A 19,785-nucleotide genomic window follows, 5' to 3' on the forward strand; every position below is an offset into this window, starting at 1 on the left:
GAGCGCTCCATGCAACTGCGCTTCACCAAGATGCACGGGCTGGGCAACGACTTCATGGTCCTCGACCTGATCAGCCAGCACGCGCACATCCAGCCCAAGCACGTCCGCCAGTGGGGGGACCGCAATACCGGCATCGGCTTCGACCAGCTGTTGATCGTCGAAACCCCGACCAAGCCGGACGTGGACTTTCGCTATCGCATCTTCAATGCCGACGGCTCCGAGGTGGAGCAGTGCGGCAATGGTGCCCGCTGCTTCGCCCGCTTCGTCTTCGACAAGCGCCTGACGGTCAAGAAGCAGATCCGCGTCGAGACCAAGAGCGGCATCATCGAGCTGCTGCTCAAGGGTGACGGCCTGGTCCGCGTCGACATGGGCGCCCCGCGCCTGCAGGCGGCCGAGATCCCCTTCGTCACCGAGACGGAGGCCTCGAGCCACGCCGTGCAGGTGGACGGCGAAACGGTCGAACTCTCGGTGGTTTCCATGGGCAACCCCCATGGGGTGCTGCGCGTCGCCGACGTCGACCAGGCCCCGGTCCTCACCCTGGGGCCCAAGCTGGAATGCCATCCGCGCTTTCCGCAAAAGGCCAACATCGGCTTCCTGCAGGTCATCGATGCCCAGCGCGCGCGCCTGCGGGTCTGGGAGCGTGGCGTCGGCGAAACCCGCGCCTGCGGCACCGGCGCCTGCGCCGCCGCGGTGGCCGGTATCCGCCAGGGCTGGCTGACCTCGCCGGTCAGCATCGAACTGCCGGGCGGCCTGCTCAACATCGAGTGGGACGGCGTCGGCCAGCCGGTACTCATGACCGGTCCGGCCACCCGCGTCTACGAGGGCCAGGTGAGAGTATGAGCGACACCCCCGAACTGACCCCGGACCAGGTCGCCGACTGGCTGCTGGACCATCCGCACTTCTTCGCCGACCGCGAAGAGCTGCTGGCGGAAATGCGCGTGCCCCATCAGCGAGGGACCGCCATTTCCCTGGTCGAGCGGCAACTCGGGTTGCTGCGCGACCGCAACGGCGAGATGCGCCAGCGCCTGGCCCACCTGATGGACGTGGCGCGGGACAACGACCGGCTGTTCGACAAGACCCGCCGGCTGATCATCGGCCTGCTCGATGCCAACAGCCTCGAAGAGGTGATCGGCACGGTCGAAGACAGCCTGCGCCATGAATTCAAGGTGCCCTACGTCGGCCTCATCCTGTTCCACGAGCATCCCCTGCCAGTGGGCCGCAGCGTGACCCATGCCGAGGCGCAAAAGGTCATCGGCGGTCTGCTGGGCGGCGAGAAGACCACCAGCGGTGTGCTGCGCGCCCATGAACTGGCCTTCCTGTTCGGTGATTCGGCCAAGGAAGAAGTCGGCTCCGCCGCCGTCGCCGCGCTCTCCCACCAGGGTTTGCATGGCGTCCTGGCGATCGGCAGCCCCGATCCCCAGCACTACCGCAGCAGCCTCGGCACCCTGTTCCTCAGCCATGTGGCGGAAGTCCTCGCCCGCGTGCTGCCGCGCTTCCCCGTCCCCCTGCGTACGGTGCGCTGAGCCGAGGAGCGGAGCATGCAGGTCCAGCTCGACGCCTATCTCGATCACCTGCGCCTGGAGCGCCAGGTGTCGCCCCACACCCTCGACGGCTATCGCCGCGATCTGCGCAAGCTGCTGGCCTTCGCCGAAGCCGAAGGCCTTGCCGATTGGGGCGCGCTCGACGGTCGACGGCTGCGCGCCCTGATCGCTCAGTTGCACCGGGCCGGCGCCTCCAGTCGCAGCCTTGCCCGGCTGCTGTCCGCCTGCCGCGGCTTCTATCTCTATCTGATCCGCGAGGGCTTCTGCAGCCAGGACCCGGCGCACGGGCTGTCGCCGCCCAAGGCGCAGAAGCCGCTGCCCAAGGTGCTCGACGTCGACCGCTCCATGCAGTTGCTCGATGGCGCCGTGGAAGACGATTTTCTCGGCCTGCGCGACCAAGCCCTGCTGGAGCTGTTCTACAGTTCCGGCCTGCGCCTGTCCGAGCTGGTCGGCCTGGACCTGGCGGATGTGGATCTGGCCCAGGGCCTGGTGCAGGTGCGCGGCAAGGGCAACAAGGAACGGGTGCTGCCCATCGGCAGCAAGGCACGCGAGGCCCTGGACACCTGGCTCAAGGTCAGACCCCAGGCGGCACCGCGCGACGACGCCCTGTTCATCGGCCAGCGCGGCCTGCGGCTGACACCCCGCGCGGTGCAACTGCGGGTCCGCGAGGCCGGCGTCCGCGAACTGGGCCAGCACCTGCATCCGCACATGCTCAGGCACAGCTTCGCCAGCCACATGCTCAGTGCCTCGGGTGATCTGCGCGCCGTGCAGGAGCTGCTCGGCCATGCCGATATCGCCACCACCCAGATCTATACCCACCTGGATTTCGGCCAGCTCGCCGAGGTCTACGACAAAGCCCACCCCCGCGCCAAGCGCAAGGCCAGCCAATGACGATTCGCCTCGTGACCTTCGATCTCGACGATACCCTCTGGGAAATCGCCCCGGTCATCCACTCCGCCGAGGCCTTGCTGCGCGACTGGTTCGCCGAGTCGGCACCGCGCCTGGGGAGTGTCCCGGTCGAACACCTCTGGGCAATCCGCGACCGACTCTTACAGCAGGACGCCGGTCTCAAGCACCGCGTCAGCGAACTGCGTCGGCGCGTCATTCACCAGGCGCTGCTGGATGCCGGCTATGTGGAGCCCGAGGCGGCCCAACTGGCCGAGGCCGGTTTCGCCGTCTACCTGGCGGCCCGTCAGCAGGTGACCCTGTTCGAAGACGTCCACCCGACGCTGGAACAGCTCGCCGACCGCTACACCCTGGGCGTGCTGACCAATGGCAATGCGGATGTCCAGACCATTGGCCTGGCCGACTACTTCCGCTTCGCCCTGAATGCCGAGCAACTGGGCATCGGCAAGCCCGATCCCACGCCCTTTAGAGAAGCCTTGCGCCTAACGGGGATAGCGGCGTCCGAGACGGTTCACGTAGGCGACAACCCCGTGGATGACGTCCAGGGCGCGCAGCGCGCCGGCATCCGCGCAGTCTGGTTCAATCCCTTGCAAAACGCCTGGCAGGGCGCGGGCCAGCCGGATGCGGAAATCCGTTCGTTGAGTGAGTTGCCCGCGCTGCTCGCGACCTGGTCCACCTATGAAAACAAATAGGTCAGCCGGTCTCTGGACGGTCTTGCCAGCCGTCCGCTCAGCTCGACAATTCCGTTAACCAATCGCCAAAATATTCGTCACACTTCTTTTAAATTTCCAGCCGTTATTTGCGATGCCCTTCACTAAAAGATCGATAGCCAGGCAGGTTTTTGCCAAGCAAGCCGCATTTACCCCCTGGTTCATTAAGTACGGGATCAGCAATAGCCGTCTCGCCTGACAAATACCCTGGTCCGACCTCGCGTTGACAGTACAAAACCTTTTGACAATCATTGCCCCTGACTCGTGGTAGCGCTGGGATTGCGCGCTGAGTCTGCTGCCGTATAGGTCAGGGAAGATGCAATAACTCCCCTCCTCTGCGTCTCGCCGATGTTCGTTCAAATGCCTGTTATTCATCTCGTCAGGCCTTGATATCGGTAACTCAACTTCCGTTTCACACAGTCCAGGTGCAAACCCGTGCGGTAGCCATGTCTTGCGAATGGCTTGCCCCTCCAACACGGTAAACCTGTGCGGTAGCCATGTCTGAACGGCGTCCAATGATCGAGCTTTAACCAGCCAAACGAGCACTTGCAGGAGCACACGGATGTCAGCCAGCGCCCTTTCAGCCTTTTGTAGCTCAAACCTCTCGTTTTCCAGTGACGTGAAGCTGTAGACCTTGCGTCATGACCGGAACGCGGCTGCTCGCGATCAACAATAAAAAACATCCTCCATTCAGTCTTGACGCAAGCGCTTTGCCATAACGGCCACAGGTCGCGCTGTTAGTCCTGCCCAATCGACCGGCAGCCAAAGTTCGGCTTCTTAATTAGATACGTCTAACTAGCAACTCTTGGCTTTTATTTATCACTGCCGGGCACCAAGAACTTAGTTTTAACTTTCAACTCGCGCTTCGATAGCGCACACAGAGGATGGGCCCGATGGCACGGAATGATCTATCGGAATCGACATTGGGATGTTTGATTGGTGGCGCAGGCCCGGCTGGCCTGGGATTTTTGTTCAATGCCATCAAGCGGGGCGCAGTGGCGCAACTCGCCCAGGCCGGCACCATCATCGTCGATGCCGGCACCGAGTTGGGGGCTGGCAAGCTGGGCGACTACCAGATCATCGCCAACTCGGTGAGCGATGTCTTTCTCGACTGTCTACGAGATCCGCTGCTGGCCCCCATCCTGGCGCCCCTCCACGCCTCGCCCACCTACAGGCACCTCAAGCTGAATGCCCAGGAGGCACCGGCGCTGCCCATCGTCGGCCAGCTCTTCCAGCAGGCCGCCGCCCTGGTGCTGCCGTGGCTTGAACGTCAGTACGGCATTCCCACCTGGCGCCAGACGCGCATCACCGAAGTCACCTGCGAAGGGTCGAGCTATGTGGTCTGGCTCGAACAGGCGGGAGCCATCAGACGCGTGCGGACCTCCAGCCTGGTGCTGAATCTGGGGGGCAAGCAGACGCGGCAGAGCTTCGCCGAAGGCACCCAGGCCATGGGCCTGCAGCTACCCCAGAGCGCGCCGATCGACAGCTCGGACAACCTGCTGCGCCTGCAACCCGAAGCCCTGCGCCAGCGCTATCGCGCCCACCTCAAGGATGGCGGCCCCATCTGCGTGGTCGGTGGCTCCCACAGCGCCTTCTCGGCGCTGGACAATCTGGCCAGCGCCCTGCATCACGACGGCTTGCGCGAGTTGACGCTGGTCCATCGCTCGCCGATCCGGCTGTTCTACGAGACAGCGGCCGAGGCCCTGGCCGCCGGCTATGAATTCGATCCAATGCAGGACATCTGCCCCATCTCCAAGCGGGTCAACCGCTCCGGCGGCCTGCGCTACCGGGCCCAGGAGATCGGCCGCCAAGTCCTCGCCGGTCAGTGCATCGGCGGTACCCCGGTCAGGGTCAACACCCTGCAACTGGATGGCAGCCCCGAACAGCTGGCGCGCGCACAACAGCTATTCGATCACGCCGCCCTGCTGGTGCAAGGCCTGGGCTACCAACCGATCCTGCCCGAACTGCGCTGCCAGGACGGCCGTCCGCTGACGCTGCGCACCCTGCGCGGCGGCCTGGACTCCGACGCCGCCGGCTGCCCCCTGGACCAGCATGGCCAGCGCCTCAAGGGCCTGCATCTCTTCGGGCTCGGCTCGGGCCTGGCGGTGGATCCGCGGCTGGGCAGCGAGGCGTCCTTTTCCGGGCGCATCTATGGGGTTTGGCAGTTCCACAACGATGCCAGTCGCGAGGCCCTCGAATCTGTGCTCGACCGCCTGGACAAGCCCGGCGCGACCTTCCGGCAAGCGGGCGATGCGGTCGTCGAACACGCCTGACCGCACCGACACCTATCAAGGACTCGATAAGCAGGTACCGGATCATGATCAATGTGACCAAGCCCTATCTGGGCGACAAGGAACGTTTCAAGGCGTACATCGACAAGATCTACGCCAACAACTGGATCACCAATCAGGGTCCGCTGCACGCCCAGCTCGAAGAGCGCCTGCGCGACTATCTGGGGGTCAGGAACATCATCCTGGTCAACAACGGCACCCTGGCGCTGCAGGTCGCCTATCGCGCGCTCGGGCTGACCGGCAGCGCCATCACCACGCCCTTCAGCTTCGTCGCCACCACCAGCACCCTGCATTGGGAAAGGATCCGGCCGATCTTCGCCGACATCCACCCGGAAACCTGGAACCTGGACCCGGCGAACGTCGAGGCGGTCATCGAGCCCGATACCTCGGCCATCGTCGCCACCCATGTGTTCGGCAACCCCTGCGATGTCCAGGGTTTGCAGCAGGTCGCCCAGCGCCACGGCCTGAAGGTGGTCTATGACGGCGCCCATGCCTTCGGCACCCGCTACGAAGGCCGCTCGGTGCTGCAGTGGGGCGACATCACCACGGTCAGCTTCCACGCCACCAAGCTGTTCCACACCATCGAGGGCGGCGCGATCATCACCGAGGACGACGAGCTGGCCGAGCGCGTCCGCCGCATGATCAATTTCGGCATCGTCGATGCCGAGCGCATCGAAGGTCTGGGCATCAACGCCAAGCTCAACGAGGTATCCGCCGCCATGGGGCTGTGCATCCTCGATGAGCTGGAAGACATCCTGGCTCGCCGCGCCAGCATCGGCCGGTACTATGAGGCGCGCCTGCAAGGCACCTTCGACCTGCAGCGGCCGACCTACAGCAGCCAGCTGAACTACAGCTACTTCCCGGTGGCCCTGCGCGACGAGACGGCGCTGCTGGACACCAAGCAGGCGCTGAACGCCGTCGGCATCAATCCACGCCGCTACTTCTATCCATCGCTGGAGACGCTGGACTACCTGCAACCCCAGGCGATCAAGCTGATCTCGCGCAAGCTGAGCCAACGCATCCTCTGCGTGCCCATCTATCCCGATCTGCCCGAGACCACCCAGGACCTGCTGCTCGAGACCCTGCTCTCGGTACAGCAGAAAAAGACCAGCCTGGAATCCCTGCGGGCGCTCATCACGCCGGCACAGCTATTGCCGAGCTGGGACTTTCCCGGCGACTCCTCTCCCGCTCTAACCTGATCCTGGCCGACCATCTCCCATGACCCGTCCCGCGAAAGTGTCGGTGCTGCGCAACACCCTGATCAACTATGCCGGTCAGGCCTATGCGCTGCTGATCGGCATCCTGATCCAGCCGCTGTACCTCGGCCATCTGGGCGCTGAAACCTACGGCCTGATCGGCTTCTTCGCCGTGCTGCAGACCTGGCTGCAACTGCTCGATGTCGGCATTTCCGCCTCCCTGGTGCGGGATGTCGCCCATGGCCGTGGCCAGACGGGCGCCGGGCGTACCCGTGGCCAGTTGCTGCGGTCGCTGGAATTCGTCTTCATTCCGCTGGCGACCCTGGCCTTCGTCGCTATCGAGCTGAACTCGGCGTGGATGGCGGGACATTGGCTGAATGTCCAGGGACTGCCCGAGGCAACCGTGGCCCACTGCATCGGCTTGATGGGGCTGATGATCGCCTTCCGCCTGCTGTCGACGCTGTACAAGAGCGGTGTCCAGGGCGTCGAGCTGCATGGCTGGCTGAACCTGGTCAACGTGCTGATCGCCACGGTGCGCTATTTCGGCGGCCTGATCCTGGTGATGTGGATTTCCCAGGAGCCGCTGGACTTCTTCGTGTTCCAGGCCTTCGTCGCCGTGTTCGAGATGCTGGTCTATGCGCTCAAGGCCTATCGGCTGCTGCCCAACCCCTCCTGGTGGAGCGGCTTCGACTGGCAACGGGTCAAGCCCATCGTGCCCTTCGCGGCCAGCATGTCCTTCACCTCGATCCTGTGGATCGCCCTGACCCAGCTCGACAAGCTGGTGCTGTCCAAGGCGCTGCCGCTCGCCGAATACGGCTACTTCAGCCTGGTGGCGCTGATCTCCACCGGCATCGTCACCCTGACCAACCCCTTGGTGCAGGCCCTACTGCCGCGCATGACGGTGCTGGTCTCCCAGGGCCAGGCGCTGGAACTGGAACGGCTCTACCGCAACGCCGCCCGCTTCGCCTTCGCCATCCTGCTGCCCCTGGCGGCCATGGTGGCCTTCCATGGCGAGGCGCTGGTCTATGCCTGGACCGGCGACCAGGTCTCCGCCCACTGGAGCGAGCCGATCCTGTTCTGGTACGCCCTGGGCGCGGCGCTGCTGGCGCTCAGCCAGTTCCAGTTCTACCTGCAGTACGCCTACGGCAAGTTGCGCCTGCACGTCTGGTACAGCCTGGTCTCGGCGGTCATCTCGGTGCCCATCGTGATCCTGGTGGTCCTGCATTACGGCGCCTATGGCGCGGCGCTGGCCTGGTTCTGCATGCGCCTGATCCCCTTCGTGATCTGGCCGGCGATCATCCACGGCCGCTTCGCGCCGAATCTGCAGCGCTACTGGAACCAGGATCTGCTGGTGGCCGTGGTGGTGACCGCCCTCGGCGTGGGCCTGAGCAAGTTGCTGTACCAACAGATTCAACCGCAGGAGCGGTTCGCCATCCTGGCCACCCTCGCCCTGAGCGGGGGCCTGACCCTGATGCTGGTGGCGCTGGGTTACGTGCTCTGTTCACCGAAACAGACCCGTACGCGCCTGTTTTCCCACCTCTACAAAGCAGGTATCTGACATGGACGCTCGGACCGAAACAGACATCATGAAACTCTGGCCGACCGACACCACTCGGCCCGTCCTCAGCATCGTCTGCCTGACCTTCAATCACCGCGACTACATCGCCCAGGCCATCGACGGCTTCCTGCGCCAGCAGACCAACTTTCCCTTCGAGATCATCATCAACGACGATGTCTCGACCGACGGTACCCGGGACATCCTCAGGGACTACGCGCAGCGCTATCCCCGGCTGATCCGCCTGATCCTGCAAGAGGAAAACCAGTACAGCCAGGGCAAGCCCTATGGCATGCCGGTGTTCCAGCAGGCCCGTGGCGACTACATCGCCTATTGCGAGGGCGACGACTACTGGAACGATCCGCGCAAGCTGCAACTGCAGGTGGACTTCCTGGAGGCCAACCGCGACTACGCCCTGACCTTCCATGCCTCCTACGCCTTCAACAGCCAGGGCATCGTCAATCCCCAGCGTTTCGACGGTCGCGATCACTTCGACCGCAGCGAAACCGACCTGAAGAAGGCGCTGCCGCTGTCCACCCTGACGGCCTGCTTTCGCAACGTACTGCGCGAATTGCCGCCGGAACTGCAGACCGCCGCGCTCATGGACATCGTCTGGTGGTCGCTGCTGGGTGCCCACGGCAAGGGCAAGTTCATGGCCGACATCCGTCCGGCCGCCTACCGCGTCCATGAAGGCGGGATCTTTTCCATGCGGGCCAGCCAGAAGCGCCTGCAGATGGATCTGCACACCCAGTATTGCCTGGCCAACTACTACTACCGGCTGGGCGAGCGGGACCTGCACATCTTCTTCCTGCGCCAGGTGCTCAGCCTGTCGCTGTCCTCGATTCCGCCAGCACAGAAGCTCAAGGCGCTGGCGCGGGCGGTGTGCAACATCGCGGTCAACACCGGCCGCCGCTTCGCCCCCAAACGCGTCACCTACTGAATCAACCCATAGCAGTTTTCCTACTGCGACGTATCCAGCCACTAGGAAGGGACCCCATGACCGCCATGCAGCGATCTTCGTTCGAACAACACGAAGAACAACACCTGGACCTCAAGACAATGGCGCTCACGCTGCTAGATCACAAGAAGCTGATCGCGGGCATCACCGGGGGCTTCCTGGCCCTGGGCATCGCCTATGCCGTGCTGTCCACCCCGCAATACGTCGCCGGGGCCATGATCCAGATCGAACCCAAGAAGAACGCCCTTACCGCCGTCGCGGAAACCGTGGTGCGGCCCAACTCGGCGTCGCCGGCGGTGGCCGAGATCGAATTGCTCAAGTCGCGCGCGGTGCTCGCCAAGACCGTGGAGAACCTGCGCCTGGACATCGAGGCCAAGCCGCGCTTCTTCCCGCTGATCGGCCATTATCTCTGGCGCACCTACGATGCCGACCATCCGGGCCAACTGGCGGACAGCTGGCCGCAACTGCGCCGCTTCGCCTGGGGTGGCGAGAAGATCGACGTCTTCCAGCTCGACGTGCCGGACGAGATGTACGGCGAGCCCCTGACGGTAGTAGCCGGCAGCAACGGTCGCTATCGCCTGCTGGACAAGGACAAGCAAGCGGTCCTGGAAGGCCAGGTCGGCCAGCTGGCGACCGGCAACGGCTATCGCGTGCAGATCAAGACCCTGACGGCGCGCGCCGGCACCGAATTCAAGGTGACGCGCAACCGCGTCATCACCACCGCGCAGCTCTACCAGAACCGCATCAAGACCAGTGAGGCCGGCAAGGAGTCGGGCATCATCTACCTGTCCCTGGCGGACGAGAATCCGGACCTCGCCAAGAGCGTGCTGGCCGAGATCAGCCGCCTGTACGTCCTGCAGAACGTCGAGCGCAGCTCGGCGGAAGCGGCGCAGCGCCTGGACTTCCTGCGCAGCCAGCTACCGGGGGTACGCAAGGACCTGGAAAGCGCCGAGGCCGCACTGAACAACTACCAGACCAACAGCCGCTCGGTGGACATCAGCCTGGAAACCAAGGCGGTGCTGGACAAGATCGTCGCCCTCGACACCTCCATCTCCCAGCTCAAGCTCAAGCAGGCCGAATACGACCGCCTCTACACCCGCGATCACCCGACCTACAAGACCCTGCTGAACCAGCTCGAACAACTCGAGGTGGAGAAGCGCAGCCTGCAGCGCAAGGTGGAAGCCCTGCCCAGCACCCAGCAGGAGCTGCTGCGCCTGAACCGGGACATGAAGGTCACCAACCAGACCTACCAGTTGCTGCTCAACCAGGCCCAGGAACAGGACATCATCCGCGCCGGCACCATCGGCAACGTCCGCCTGGTCGACAACGCCGACGTCAACCTCGACGAGCCGGCCACCAACCGCAAGATCGCGCTGATCCTGTCGCTGCTGCTGGGCCTGGTGACCTCGGTCATCGTGGTCTTCGTCCGCCAGGCCTTCCAGAAAGGCATCGAGAATCCCGATACCGTCGAGCAGATCGGTCTGCCGGTCTATTCCACCCTGCCCTTCACCAAGGACCAGGAGCGGCTGAACCGGCGCCTGAAGAAGAAGACCCGCAACGGCGAACCCCTGCTGCTGAGCGTGGTGCAACCCGCCAACCTGGCGGTGGAGTCCCTGCGCAGCCTCAGATCCAGCCTGCACTTCGCCATGCTGGAAGCCAAGAACCGGGTGATCATGATCTCCAGCCCGACCCCGGGCGTGGGCAAATCCTTCGTCTCCAGCAACCTCGCCACGGTGGTCGCCCAGTCCGGCCAGCGCGTCCTGTTGATCGACGCCGACATGCGCAAGGGCTATCTGCACCGGGTGTTCGGCCTGCAGCCGCAGGCGGGGCTGTCCGAAGTCCTCACCGGGCGCAGCAAGCTGCGCGACGCCATCCTGCCGAGCGGCGTGGCCCAGCTGGACATCATCGGGTGCGGCCAGGCGGCGCCGAATCCTTCCGAGTTGCTGATGCACGCCAATTTCTCCCGCCTGCTGGACGAAGTGGGCAGCCTCTACGACCTGGTGATCGTCGATACGCCGCCGATCCTGGCGGTAACGGACGCCGCCCTGGTGGGCCGCCTCGCCGGTACCACCCTGCTGGTCACCCGCTTCGGCCAGAGCACCCTCAAGGCGGTGGAGAACTCGCGGCGCCGCTTCGCCCAGAACGGCATCACCATCAAGGGCGCCATCTTGAACGGCGTCCAGCGCAAGGCCTCGATGGCCATCGAAGACGATGGCGCCTACGGCTACTACGAATACGGCCCCCGTACCTGACGTACCGCCCTGCCCCCTGGCCCCACAGAGAAGGACCTCAGCCCATGACGCTCGCCCCCCACTCCAGCCACTGGTACCTGGTGCAAACCAAGCCCAATCAGGAAGTCCGGGCCGAAGAGAACCTGAGCCGCCAAGGCTTCGTCTGCTTCCGGCCCCAGCGTGAGCGCCAGGCCGCGGGCCGAAGCCGCGTCGCCACCCAGGAATCGCTGTTTCCGGGCTACCTCTTCATTCATCTCAATGACGTGAACGACAACTGGTACCCGATTCGCTCGACCCGCGGCGTCAATCGGATCGTCAGCTTCGGCGCCCAACCGACCGCCGTGGGCGAGGACATCATCGACGCCATCCGCCAGCGGCTCGCCACCCCGGTCGAGGCGCCGCCGGCGCACCAGCCAGGCGCGGCAGTCCGCGTCCAGTACAGCCCGGAGCTGGAAATGGACGCCGTCTTCCTCAGCCCCGATGGCAACGAGCGGGCCATCATCCTGCTGCGCATCCTGCAGCGCGAGCAGCGGGTCAGCGTTGCCCTCGATCAACTGTCGGCGGCCACCCCCGCCCACCAACGGCTACGCGCCTGACCGTAAGGCTTCTCGGAGGACTTTCCCATGCACTGCAAAACCACGGTCGTTACCGTCACCTACGGCAATCGTCTCTGCTACCTGGAGCAACTCATCACCCGAGCCCTGGCCGAGCGCTGCGTCCACCAGGTCATCGTCGTCAGCAACGCGGCGACGGTCGCGCTGGACAGCCTGGAGGCCCGCTGGCCCGGCCAGGTCAAGGTCATCGCCCTGAGCGAGAACACCGGCTCCGCCAATGGCTACGCCGTGGCCCTGGAAGCCGCCCTGGCCAGCGAGACCACCCACATCTGGATGATGGACGACGACAACGCGCCCCTGGGCGACGCCCTGGACGTGCTGCATCGGCAGTTGGAGGCTCTCGCCACCCGCTATGGCCAGGACAAGGTCGCCGTGCTTGGCTATCGGCCCACCCAGCAGGCCGACATCGCCCAGTGCATTCCCACCAGGATGATCACCCAGCCGCGGTCGAGCTATTTCGGCTTCCACGTGGCGCGCATCCCCTACAAGATCTGGCGCCGCCTGCCCTGGGGCCGGCCACGTGGGGGCACCCCGGCCGCCCTGGTGGAACTGCCCTTCGCGCCCTACGGCGGCATGCTCGCCCACCGCAGCCTGTACGAGCGCATCGGTCTGCCGCTGCGCGAGCTGGTGCTCTACTCCGACGACACCGAGTACACCTATCGCATCACCCAGGCCGGCGGAAAGCTGTTCATGGTCACCGGCGCCGAACTCGAAGAACTCGAGCACTCCTGGAACATCAAGGAAAACACCAGCAACGTCTACCAGAACTACCTGAAGGCCGGTTCGGACTTCCGCGCCTACTATGCCGCGCGCAACCAGGCCTGGTTCGACAAGAACGTCTGGGCTCACTCGCGCCCCATGTACCGCCTCAACCGCTACGTCTTCCATACCCTGCTCAAGCTGTTCGCCCGCGATGAGCAAAGTCGCCAGCGCCTGGCCCTGATCCGCCAGGCGGTGCAGGACGGCGAGACCGGGGCGCTGGGTATCAACCGTAGCTATCCGCTATGAAACTGCTCTTTCTCAACAGCTTCTATCCGCCCCATGTGGGCGGTGGTGCGGAGCTCATCCTGCAACGCAGCGTGGAAGGCTTCCAGCAGCGCGGCCATGAGGTCTGCGTGCTGGTCACCGGGCCCGCAGCGGGCCTCGTGCAGGAGCAGGTGAATGGCGTGCGGGTCTATCGCGCCGGTCTGAAGAATCTCTATTGGCCTCTGACCCAGCAGCGGCCCGGTCCGCTGGCGCGCTTCGGCTGGCACTTCCGCGACCAATACAACAAATCCATGCGCACGCCCCTGCGGGAGGTGCTGCAACGGGAACGGCCGGACCTGGTGGTGTGCCACAACCTGTCCGGCTGGTCGGTGTCGGCCTGGGACGAAATCCGCGCCAGCGGCACGCCCCTGGTGCAGGTGCTGCACGACATGTACCTGCTGTGCCCGAAGAACACCCTGTTCAAGAAGGGCCAGAGCTGCCAGAAGCTCTGCGGCAGTTGCGCGGCCTTGCGCCGGCCCCACGCCGCGCACTCCGCCCAGGTGGATGCGGTGGTCGGCGTCAGCCGCTACCTGCTGGAAACGATCCGGGACAAGGGCTACTTCCAGGGCGTCCCGGCCCAGGTCATCCATAACAGCAGCCTCATCGACGGCAATCATGAGGCGCGGCCGCCGTCTCCCGCGGGCAACCCCCTGCGCTTCGGCTACCTGGGCACCCTGTCGGAAAACAAGGGCGTGGGCTGGCTGATCGAGCAGTTCCAGCGCCTGTCGCTCAACGCCACCCTGACCATCGCCGGCAAGGGCCAGCTCGCCTACGAAGAGCAACTCAAGGCCATGGCCGATCCCAGCAGGGTCAGCTTCGTCGGCTATCAGCGGCCCCAGGATTTCTTCAACAGCATCGACGTCTTCGTGGTGCCCTCGCTGTGGGCCGAGCCCTTCGGCATGGTCGCCGTCGAGGCCTGCGCCTTCCAGAAACCGGTCATCGCCAGCCGCATGGGCGGCTTGCCGGAAATCGTCCGGGACGGCGTGAACGGCCTGCTGTGCAACCCCGCGGACCGGGATTCCCTGGGCCGGGCCCTGCAGCGTCTCCACGACGACGCCGAACTGCGGCAACGCCTGAGCCTGCTCAGCCGCAGCGCGGTGGCGCCGCTGCTGAGCCTGGAACCCATGCTCGATGACTATCACCGCCTGTTCGAACAGGTACTGGGCCAGGCCCGGCACGGCGCCGCCTGCACCCTTCACCCCGCACAGACGCAGCTTTCCAACTGAGCCACAGGTTCAAGGCCACGGGCAGAATCATGATCATCGTCAATTCCCGCTTCATCACCCAGGACCTTCGCGGCGTGCAGCGCTTCGCCGAATGCCTCTCGCTGGAGTTGGCGAAGCTGAGAGGCGACCTGCGTTTCGTCGCCCCGCCGGGCAGCGTGCGGCCGGAGGTCGCCAAGCGCCTGAACATCGAGGTCATCGGCACCCACCAGGGTCAGCGCTGGGAACAATGGGACCTGCCGAATTGGCTGCGCACCCAGGGCAATCCCCTGCTGCTCTCGCTGTGCAGCACGGCGCCGCTGCTCTACGCCAACCAGATCGCCACCCACCACGACATCAACTACGTGCGCTTCCCGGAAAGCTACTCCTGGAAATTCCGCACCGCCTATCGCTGCCTGATTCCGCTGCTGCTCAGGCGCACGCGCTCGCTGATCACCGTGAGTGAATTTTCCAAGGCGGAAATCTCGCGCTTCTATCGGTATCCAGGTGACTCGATCAGCGTCGTGCCCAACGCCGTCGCCGAGGCCTTCACCCTGGATGGCCCGGTTGCCGCGGCGGGCAAGCCCTATCTGCTGGCCGTCTCCTCGCCCAGCTATCACAAGAACTTCGCGCGGATGCTGGCAGCCTTCGCCGCGCTGCCGGAGGGCCTCGACGTCGAATTACGCATCGTCGGCGACAGCCACGCCGTCTTCGGCCAGAGCGATCTGGCGACCCTGGCGGCCCGCGATCGCCGGGTCAAGCTGCTCGGCAGGATCGACGACCAGGCGCTCGCGCAGCAATACCGCCACGCCACGGCCTTCGTCTTTCCCTCGCTCTACGAGGGCTTCGGCATTCCGCCACTGGAAGCCCAGGCCTGCGGTTGCCCAGTGATCTCGGCCAATACCGCCTCCATGCCGGAAGTCCTGCAGGACAGCGCCCTCTATTTCGATCCCTACGAGGCATCGAGCATCACCCAGGCGATGCTGACCATCCTGCGCGACCCGGGGCTCCGAGCGACGCTCATCGCCAAGGGCCTGGCCAACACCCAGCGCTTCAGCTGGAAAACCTCCGCCGGGAAGGTCTCCGAACTCCTGGATACGGCCCTGGCCGCAGCACCGAAAACCGCGGCCAAGGCCGCCTGATACGACCGGCTCGACGCCGCCCGCGATGAGGGAGCGCGCGCTCGATTTCACTCCACCCCCAGAACCCATAGCCCTCATGGAAGAGACACGCACAGCCAGGGTAGATCAAGACGTCCCCTCTGCGGAGCTGACCACCGAAACCTCGGCAGGCGCGCCCGAGCCTGCCCACCACCCAGACATCCCGTCGCCCCCACTCGACCGCACGCTGGACGGCATCGAGATCACCCGGCTGCCCTGGGGCTATGCCGTGACCAGAACAACCAGCACCTCATGAATCAGCACCAGCCGTTGATTTCATTTCTCGCGTAAGGAAGACGACATGAAAATCGCCATCGTCCACGATTGGTTGGTAACCTTTGCTGGCGCCGAGCGCGTGCTCGCCGAGCTGTTCGAGATCTGGCCAGAGGCCGACCTGTTCAGCGTGATCGACTTCCTGTCGGAGGAAGATCGGGCCCACCTCAAGGGCAAGCACGCCACCACGACCTTCATCCAGCGACTTCCGCAAGCCAAGAAGCGCTATCAGACCTATCTGCCGCTCATGCCCCACGCCATCGAGCAACTGGACCTGTCGGGCTACGACCTGATCATCTCCAGCAGCCATGCCGTGGCCAAGGGTGTCCTGACCGGACCGGACCAGCTGCACATCAGCTACGTCCATTCGCCGATCCGCTACGCCTGGGATCTGCAGCACCAGTACCTCAAGGAAGCCGGCCTCAACACTGGGCTGAAGGGCAAGCTGGCGCGCATCATCCTCCACTACGTGCGCATCTGGGATCAGCGCACCGCCGCGGGGGTGGATGCCTTCGTGGCCAACTCCCACTTCATCGCCCGGCGGATCAGCAAGGCCTATCGCCGCGAGGCCAAGGTCATCTATCCCCCGGTCGACATCAGCCGCTTCACCCCGGCTGGTGACAAGGACGACTTCTACCTCACCGCCTCACGCATGGTGCCCTACAAGCGGATGCCCATGATCGTCGAAGCCTTCAGCGCCATGCCCGACAAGAAGCTGGTGGTGATAGGTGCCGGCCCCGAATTCGAGAAGGCCAAGGAGGTCGCCGGTCCCAACGTCACCCTGCTCGGCTATCAGGATTTCGATTGTCTCCTCGATCACATGAGGAGAGCCCGGGCGTTCGTCTTCGCGGCGGAGGAAGATTTCGGCATCACGCCCATCGAAGCCCAGGCGTGCGGTACGCCCGTCATCGCCTTCGGTCGCGGCGGGGTGCTGGAAACCGTCCGGGGGCTGGATGTGCAACATCCCACGGGAGTCTTCTATCCGGAACAGAGTGTGGCGTCTTTGTGTGCGGCCGTGCGCCAATTCGAGGCACTGGAAACGCCCATCAGCCAGCAGGCCTGCCGCCACAACGCCGAACGCTTCGCCATCAAGCGTTTCCGCCAGGAGATGCGCACCTTCGTCGAAGCCCGCGTGGCCGCCCTGCACCTGCCCACCGACCTGGATCTCGACATCGTCACCCCCTTCCCGAGCAAGGGGTTGCAGCCGAGCTCGCTGAATACCGCCTGATCGCTACTCCTTCACATCCATGAAGTCCCGCGCCCAGGCGCGATATTCCTGCAAGGTCGAGTACTTGGTGGACAACTCGGAAGCGGACAGGTCGGAGGCGTTGATGTGTCTTTGCTCGCGCAGGCAATCGTAGGTGGCCTTGATCGCGGCGAAGTAGGCGGCATGGCCGTTCACCACCACCCGTACCCCGGCGTTCGCCAGACGGGCGTTGTCCCGCAACTGAGGATTGCCGTAGGTCACCAGCATCACCGGCACGTTCAGGTGCTGGGTGATTTCTTCCAGATGGTCGAAGTCCCGGATACCGACCATGCAAATGCCATCCGCGCCCGCCGCCTCGTAGGCCTTGGCCCGCGCGATGACATCCTCGGTGCTCAGCTCGGTGGCGTTGGTCCGGGCGAAGATGCTCAGGGCCTCGTCGATACGGGCTTCCAGCGCACCCTTGATCTTGCCGATGCCCTCCTCGACGCTCACCAGGTCGGTGGACTTGCGCCCGTAGCCCGCGGGCAACACGGTGTCCTCGATGGTCAGCGCCGCCACGCCCGCGCGCTCCAGCTCGGTGATGGTGCGCATCACGTTGAGGGCATTGCCGTAGCCATGGTCGGCATCGGCGATGATCGGCAGCCGCGCGACCCGACCGATGCGGGTGGCCTGCTCGACGAATTCACTCAGGGTGATCAAGGCGAAATCCGGCGCCGCCAGCACCTGCAAGGAGGCCACCGACCCGCCCAGGATACCCATCTCGAAGCCCAGGTCGTTGGCGATACGGGCCGACATGGGATCGAACACGGAGGCCGTGTGATAGCAGCTTTCCGATTTCAGCAGGGCTCTGAATGCTAGACGCAGCTTGTGCGGGGAGGTTGGCTTCATGAAATTTTCCTTCAGGGATATACCGGACCGGCAATGTTAGCGCGACAAGTAGAGGTCACACGACCGGATGTCCGGCTTTAAGATAAATCGATTCACCCATCCGACTCTCGATCGACGGAAAGATCGGCCCCAGGCTACCGGCTTGATATTACCTTTGCCTGAAGCTGGCGGATTCGTTTGCGCCTTGCCAGCCACTCGCCTGGGTGTCGATCAACAGGCAAGCACCGGGCCATTCAAGCCCTGGCACAGGGCACCGGTCGCTGGGGAAATTTCGATATCCACGGATGCCCGGGTCCAGCGACAATAGGAGGACAAATTCCGCTTCACCGCTCCCTCGCCACTGCCACCGTCATCATGCAAGCCGACGCCTTCATAGATCGTTTCCGCGCCCTGGATCTCTTTCTTACCGAGCATCAGGACCTGTGGCGCCCAAGACCCTTCGTCGAACTGCAACTGCCATGGGAGGCGACCTATCCGGAGCTGGCCGCCTGGTTACGCGCCCGCAGCCTGGCGGATGCCGAAGCGGTGCACACGGCGCCCCACACCCTCGCCGCGCCCGAACCCTTTGCTTCTCTAGCGCAAGCCGCCTGGGCCTTGACCCAGGTCGCTGAACTCGCGGAGATCGTCATGCCTCCGCCGCGGGAGCGACAGGATGTCGCCGTTCCCGGGCGGAAATGGCAGCAGATCGAGGCCTTTGGCAGCAAACTGAATTTCCAGCGACCCGTGCAGCGCTGGGTCGACTGGTGCGCGGGCAAGGGCCACCTGGCCCGGCGCTTGGCGCAACCCGACACGCCCGCCCTCTGCCTGGAAGTGGATGACGCCCTCGTCAGCGCTGGCGCGCAACTCAGCCAGAAAGTCCGCGCCCCGGTGAGTCACCAGCAGGCGGATGTACTCGAGCCCCTGTCGACCGTGCAGCTCGATACCCACGATACTCCAGTCGCCCTGCATGCCTGTGGCGATCTACACCGGCAGTTGCTGCAGGTGACGGCCGAGCGGGAATGCCGGCAACTCGCACTGGTACCCTGCTGCTACGACCGCATCGCCGCGCCCCGGTATGGCCCCCTGTCCGACATCGCCCGGGAATCGCCCCTGCAGCTGGAGCGCGAGGACCTGCGCCTGGCCCTGTGCGAAACCGTCACCGGCGGCCAGCGCGTCCGCCGTGATCGGGACCTGTCCATGGCCCGGCGGCTGGGCTTCGACCTGTTGCAGCGCGAGGTGACCCAGCGCGATGCCTACCTCAACACCCCACCGCTGCCGGTGCAGTGGCTGCGGCAACCCTTCGCGGCCTTCGGGCAAGAACTGGCTCGCCTCAAGGGCCTCACACTGCCGCGAGACGTCGACTGGCCCCACTGGGAAGCGCAAGGCTTCCGGCGCCTGGCACAGGTTCGTAACCTGGAACTGGTAAGGGGCCTGTTCCGGCGTCCGCTGGAACTCTGGTTGGTGCTGGACCAGGCGCTATTCCTGCAACAGCACGGTTATGCCGTACGTTTGGGGACCTTTTGCGCAACTGACCTGACACCACGAAATCTAATGTTGCTGGCCGAAAAACCCACCCGGACATGACAGAACAGCCGCTCTAGGCTGCGCGTTTGTCGGAATTTGGCCCGCGAGACGAAAAAAATGGCTTTTGGTGATGGACTTCTCACAAAGTCTGCACAATAGTTAGGTTGCAATCTCGCAATAAGCAGGAATAACAAAAATGCGCTACTACCTGCCCGTTTGGACCGGCGTCGCCGGTTGCCTCGCCTTCGCCCAAGCTCAGTTGCCCTGGCTTGCGGTTGCCTCCCTCCTCGTCAGCTGGTCTTTCTTGCTGTTCTCGCATGACAACTCGAGAAACTCGGCCTGGCATTCCAAGATCTCCACCCTCCCTGTCGATCCCCGTTTCAGCTTCCAGTCCCATCAGCGTCATTGAGTCGCTCTGCAGGCCAAGGACTGGCCTCTAAGACGCTAAGCCTCTGAGCTGTCTCATTGTTTGGTGATGCACTCCACAGATTCCGCATCCTATTTTAGGACCCGACGGAACGTTT

General features: G+C 64.4%; 17 protein-coding genes. 16 read left to right on the forward strand and 1 reads right to left on the reverse strand.

Features of this window, described 5'->3' with window-relative positions:
• The first annotated feature begins 9 nt into the window (after nt 1-9).
• From dapF to FAZ11_RS13225, 14 genes are all read left to right on the forward strand, one after another.
• Nucleotides 10-840, forward strand: coding sequence for a diaminopimelate epimerase (gene dapF / locus FAZ11_RS13160; RefSeq protein ID WP_058782850.1), 831 nt, complete (start codon nt 10-12; stop codon nt 838-840).
• Nucleotides 837-1,523, forward strand: a complete 687-nt coding sequence (locus FAZ11_RS13165) for a DUF484 family protein (protein WP_058766016.1) — start codon at nt 837-839, stop codon at nt 1,521-1,523. The genes dapF and FAZ11_RS13165 overlap by 4 nt, the downstream gene beginning before the upstream one ends.
• Before the next feature lie 15 nt (nt 1,524-1,538).
• Nucleotides 1,539-2,432, forward strand: a complete 894-nt coding sequence (gene xerC / locus FAZ11_RS13170) for a tyrosine recombinase XerC (RefSeq protein WP_058772285.1) — start codon at nt 1,539-1,541, stop codon at nt 2,430-2,432.
• Nucleotides 2,429-3,139: an HAD family hydrolase gene (locus FAZ11_RS13175; RefSeq protein ID WP_058766018.1), complete on the forward strand. Its 711-nt coding sequence runs from the start codon at nt 2,429-2,431 to the stop codon at nt 3,137-3,139. Before xerC ends, FAZ11_RS13175 begins: the two co-directional genes overlap by 4 nt.
• A 986-nt stretch (nt 3,140-4,125) precedes the next feature.
• A complete protein-coding gene (locus tag FAZ11_RS13180; protein ID WP_240043585.1) occupies nt 4,126-5,430 on the forward strand; it encodes a pyridine nucleotide-disulfide oxidoreductase in 1,305 nt (434 codons plus the stop codon).
• Between the two features lie 44 nt (nt 5,431-5,474).
• Nucleotides 5,475-6,647, forward strand: a complete 1,173-nt coding sequence (locus tag FAZ11_RS13185; RefSeq protein ID WP_058782851.1) for a DegT/DnrJ/EryC1/StrS family aminotransferase — start codon at nt 5,475-5,477, stop codon at nt 6,645-6,647.
• A 19-nt stretch (nt 6,648-6,666) separates the two neighbouring features.
• Nucleotides 6,667-8,202: a lipopolysaccharide biosynthesis protein gene (locus FAZ11_RS13190; protein ID WP_058782852.1), complete on the forward strand. Its 1,536-nt coding sequence runs from the start codon at nt 6,667-6,669 to the stop codon at nt 8,200-8,202.
• A gap of 1 nt (nt 8,203) precedes the next feature.
• Nucleotides 8,204-9,139 (forward strand): glycosyltransferase family 2 protein, encoded by a 936-nt coding sequence (locus FAZ11_RS13195; protein ID WP_058782853.1) that lies wholly within the window; start codon nt 8,204-8,206, stop codon nt 9,137-9,139.
• Nucleotides 9,140-9,195: 56 nt separating this feature from the next.
• The gene (locus FAZ11_RS13200) at nt 9,196-11,409 is read left to right on the forward strand and encodes a polysaccharide biosynthesis tyrosine autokinase (RefSeq protein ID WP_058782854.1); all 2,214 of its coding nucleotides are present in this window, start codon (nt 9,196-9,198) and stop codon (nt 11,407-11,409) included.
• Nucleotides 11,410-11,453: 44 nt separating this feature from the next.
• Nucleotides 11,454-11,984, forward strand: a complete 531-nt coding sequence (gene rfaH / locus FAZ11_RS13205; protein ID WP_058772289.1) for a transcription/translation regulatory transformer protein RfaH — start codon at nt 11,454-11,456, stop codon at nt 11,982-11,984.
• Between the two features lie 27 nt (nt 11,985-12,011).
• Nucleotides 12,012-13,010, forward strand: a complete 999-nt coding sequence (locus FAZ11_RS13210; RefSeq protein ID WP_058772290.1) for a glycosyltransferase — start codon at nt 12,012-12,014, stop codon at nt 13,008-13,010.
• Nucleotides 13,007-14,254 carry a glycosyltransferase family 4 protein gene (locus tag FAZ11_RS13215; RefSeq protein ID WP_058772291.1) on the forward strand — a complete coding sequence of 416 codons (1,248 nt, stop codon included), beginning with the start codon at nt 13,007-13,009 and terminating at the stop codon, nt 14,252-14,254. The genes FAZ11_RS13210 and FAZ11_RS13215 overlap by 4 nt, the downstream gene beginning before the upstream one ends.
• 29 nt (nt 14,255-14,283) lie before the next feature.
• Entirely contained in the window at nt 14,284-15,372 is a 1,089-nt protein-coding gene (locus tag FAZ11_RS13220; protein ID WP_058772292.1) for a glycosyltransferase family 4 protein, read from the forward strand.
• A 319-nt stretch (nt 15,373-15,691) separates the two neighbouring features.
• Entirely contained in the window at nt 15,692-16,891 is a 1,200-nt protein-coding gene (locus FAZ11_RS13225; RefSeq protein WP_058760358.1) for a glycosyltransferase family 4 protein, read from the forward strand.
• Nucleotides 16,892-16,894: 3 nt separating this feature from the next.
• Here the strand turns inward: FAZ11_RS13225 and FAZ11_RS13230 are convergent, their stop codons facing one another.
• Nucleotides 16,895-17,758 (reverse strand): isocitrate lyase/PEP mutase family protein, encoded by an 864-nt coding sequence (locus FAZ11_RS13230; protein WP_058760359.1) that lies wholly within the window; start codon nt 17,756-17,758, stop codon nt 16,895-16,897.
• 354 nt (nt 17,759-18,112) lie between these two features.
• Here FAZ11_RS13230 and FAZ11_RS13235 point away from each other — a divergent pair, with 354 nt between their 5' ends.
• Nucleotides 18,113-19,321: a methyltransferase gene (locus tag FAZ11_RS13235; RefSeq protein WP_058772293.1), complete on the forward strand. Its 1,209-nt coding sequence runs from the start codon at nt 18,113-18,115 to the stop codon at nt 19,319-19,321.
• A 136-nt stretch (nt 19,322-19,457) separates the two neighbouring features.
• The gene (locus FAZ11_RS13240; RefSeq protein WP_058760361.1) at nt 19,458-19,670 is read left to right on the forward strand and encodes a hypothetical protein; all 213 of its coding nucleotides are present in this window, start codon (nt 19,458-19,460) and stop codon (nt 19,668-19,670) included.
• Nucleotides 19,671-19,785: the final 115 nt, after the last annotated feature.

The sequence above is a fragment of the Pseudomonas rhizoryzae genome (assembly GCF_005250615.1).
Taxonomy (GTDB): Bacteria; Pseudomonadota; Gammaproteobacteria; order Pseudomonadales; family Pseudomonadaceae; genus Chryseomonas; species Chryseomonas rhizoryzae.

Coding starts and splice junctions, on each gene's coding strand:
- dapF (WP_058782850.1), top strand. CDS start 10: ATGCAACTGCGCTTCACCAAGATGCACGGGCTGGGCAACGACTTCATG.
- FAZ11_RS13165 (WP_058766016.1), top strand. CDS start 837: ATGAGCGACACCCCCGAACTGACCCCGGACCAGGTCGCCGACTGGCTG.
- xerC (WP_058772285.1), top strand. CDS start 1,539: ATGCAGGTCCAGCTCGACGCCTATCTCGATCACCTGCGCCTGGAGCGC.
- FAZ11_RS13175 (WP_058766018.1), top strand. CDS start 2,429: ATGACGATTCGCCTCGTGACCTTCGATCTCGACGATACCCTCTGGGAA.
- FAZ11_RS13185 (WP_058782851.1), top strand. CDS start 5,475: ATGATCAATGTGACCAAGCCCTATCTGGGCGACAAGGAACGTTTCAAG.
- FAZ11_RS13190 (WP_058782852.1), top strand. CDS start 6,667: ATGACCCGTCCCGCGAAAGTGTCGGTGCTGCGCAACACCCTGATCAAC.
- FAZ11_RS13195 (WP_058782853.1), top strand. CDS start 8,204: ATGGACGCTCGGACCGAAACAGACATCATGAAACTCTGGCCGACCGAC.
- FAZ11_RS13200 (WP_058782854.1), top strand. CDS start 9,196: ATGACCGCCATGCAGCGATCTTCGTTCGAACAACACGAAGAACAACAC.
- rfaH (WP_058772289.1), top strand. CDS start 11,454: ATGACGCTCGCCCCCCACTCCAGCCACTGGTACCTGGTGCAAACCAAG.
- FAZ11_RS13210 (WP_058772290.1), top strand. CDS start 12,012: ATGCACTGCAAAACCACGGTCGTTACCGTCACCTACGGCAATCGTCTC.
- FAZ11_RS13215 (WP_058772291.1), top strand. CDS start 13,007: ATGAAACTGCTCTTTCTCAACAGCTTCTATCCGCCCCATGTGGGCGGT.
- FAZ11_RS13220 (WP_058772292.1), top strand. CDS start 14,284: ATGATCATCGTCAATTCCCGCTTCATCACCCAGGACCTTCGCGGCGTG.
- FAZ11_RS13225 (WP_058760358.1), top strand. CDS start 15,692: ATGAAAATCGCCATCGTCCACGATTGGTTGGTAACCTTTGCTGGCGCC.
- FAZ11_RS13230 (WP_058760359.1), bottom strand. CDS start 17,758: ATGAAGCCAACCTCCCCGCACAAGCTGCGTCTAGCATTCAGAGCCCTG.
- FAZ11_RS13235 (WP_058772293.1), top strand. CDS start 18,113: ATGCAAGCCGACGCCTTCATAGATCGTTTCCGCGCCCTGGATCTCTTT.
- FAZ11_RS13240 (WP_058760361.1), top strand. CDS start 19,458: ATGCGCTACTACCTGCCCGTTTGGACCGGCGTCGCCGGTTGCCTCGCC.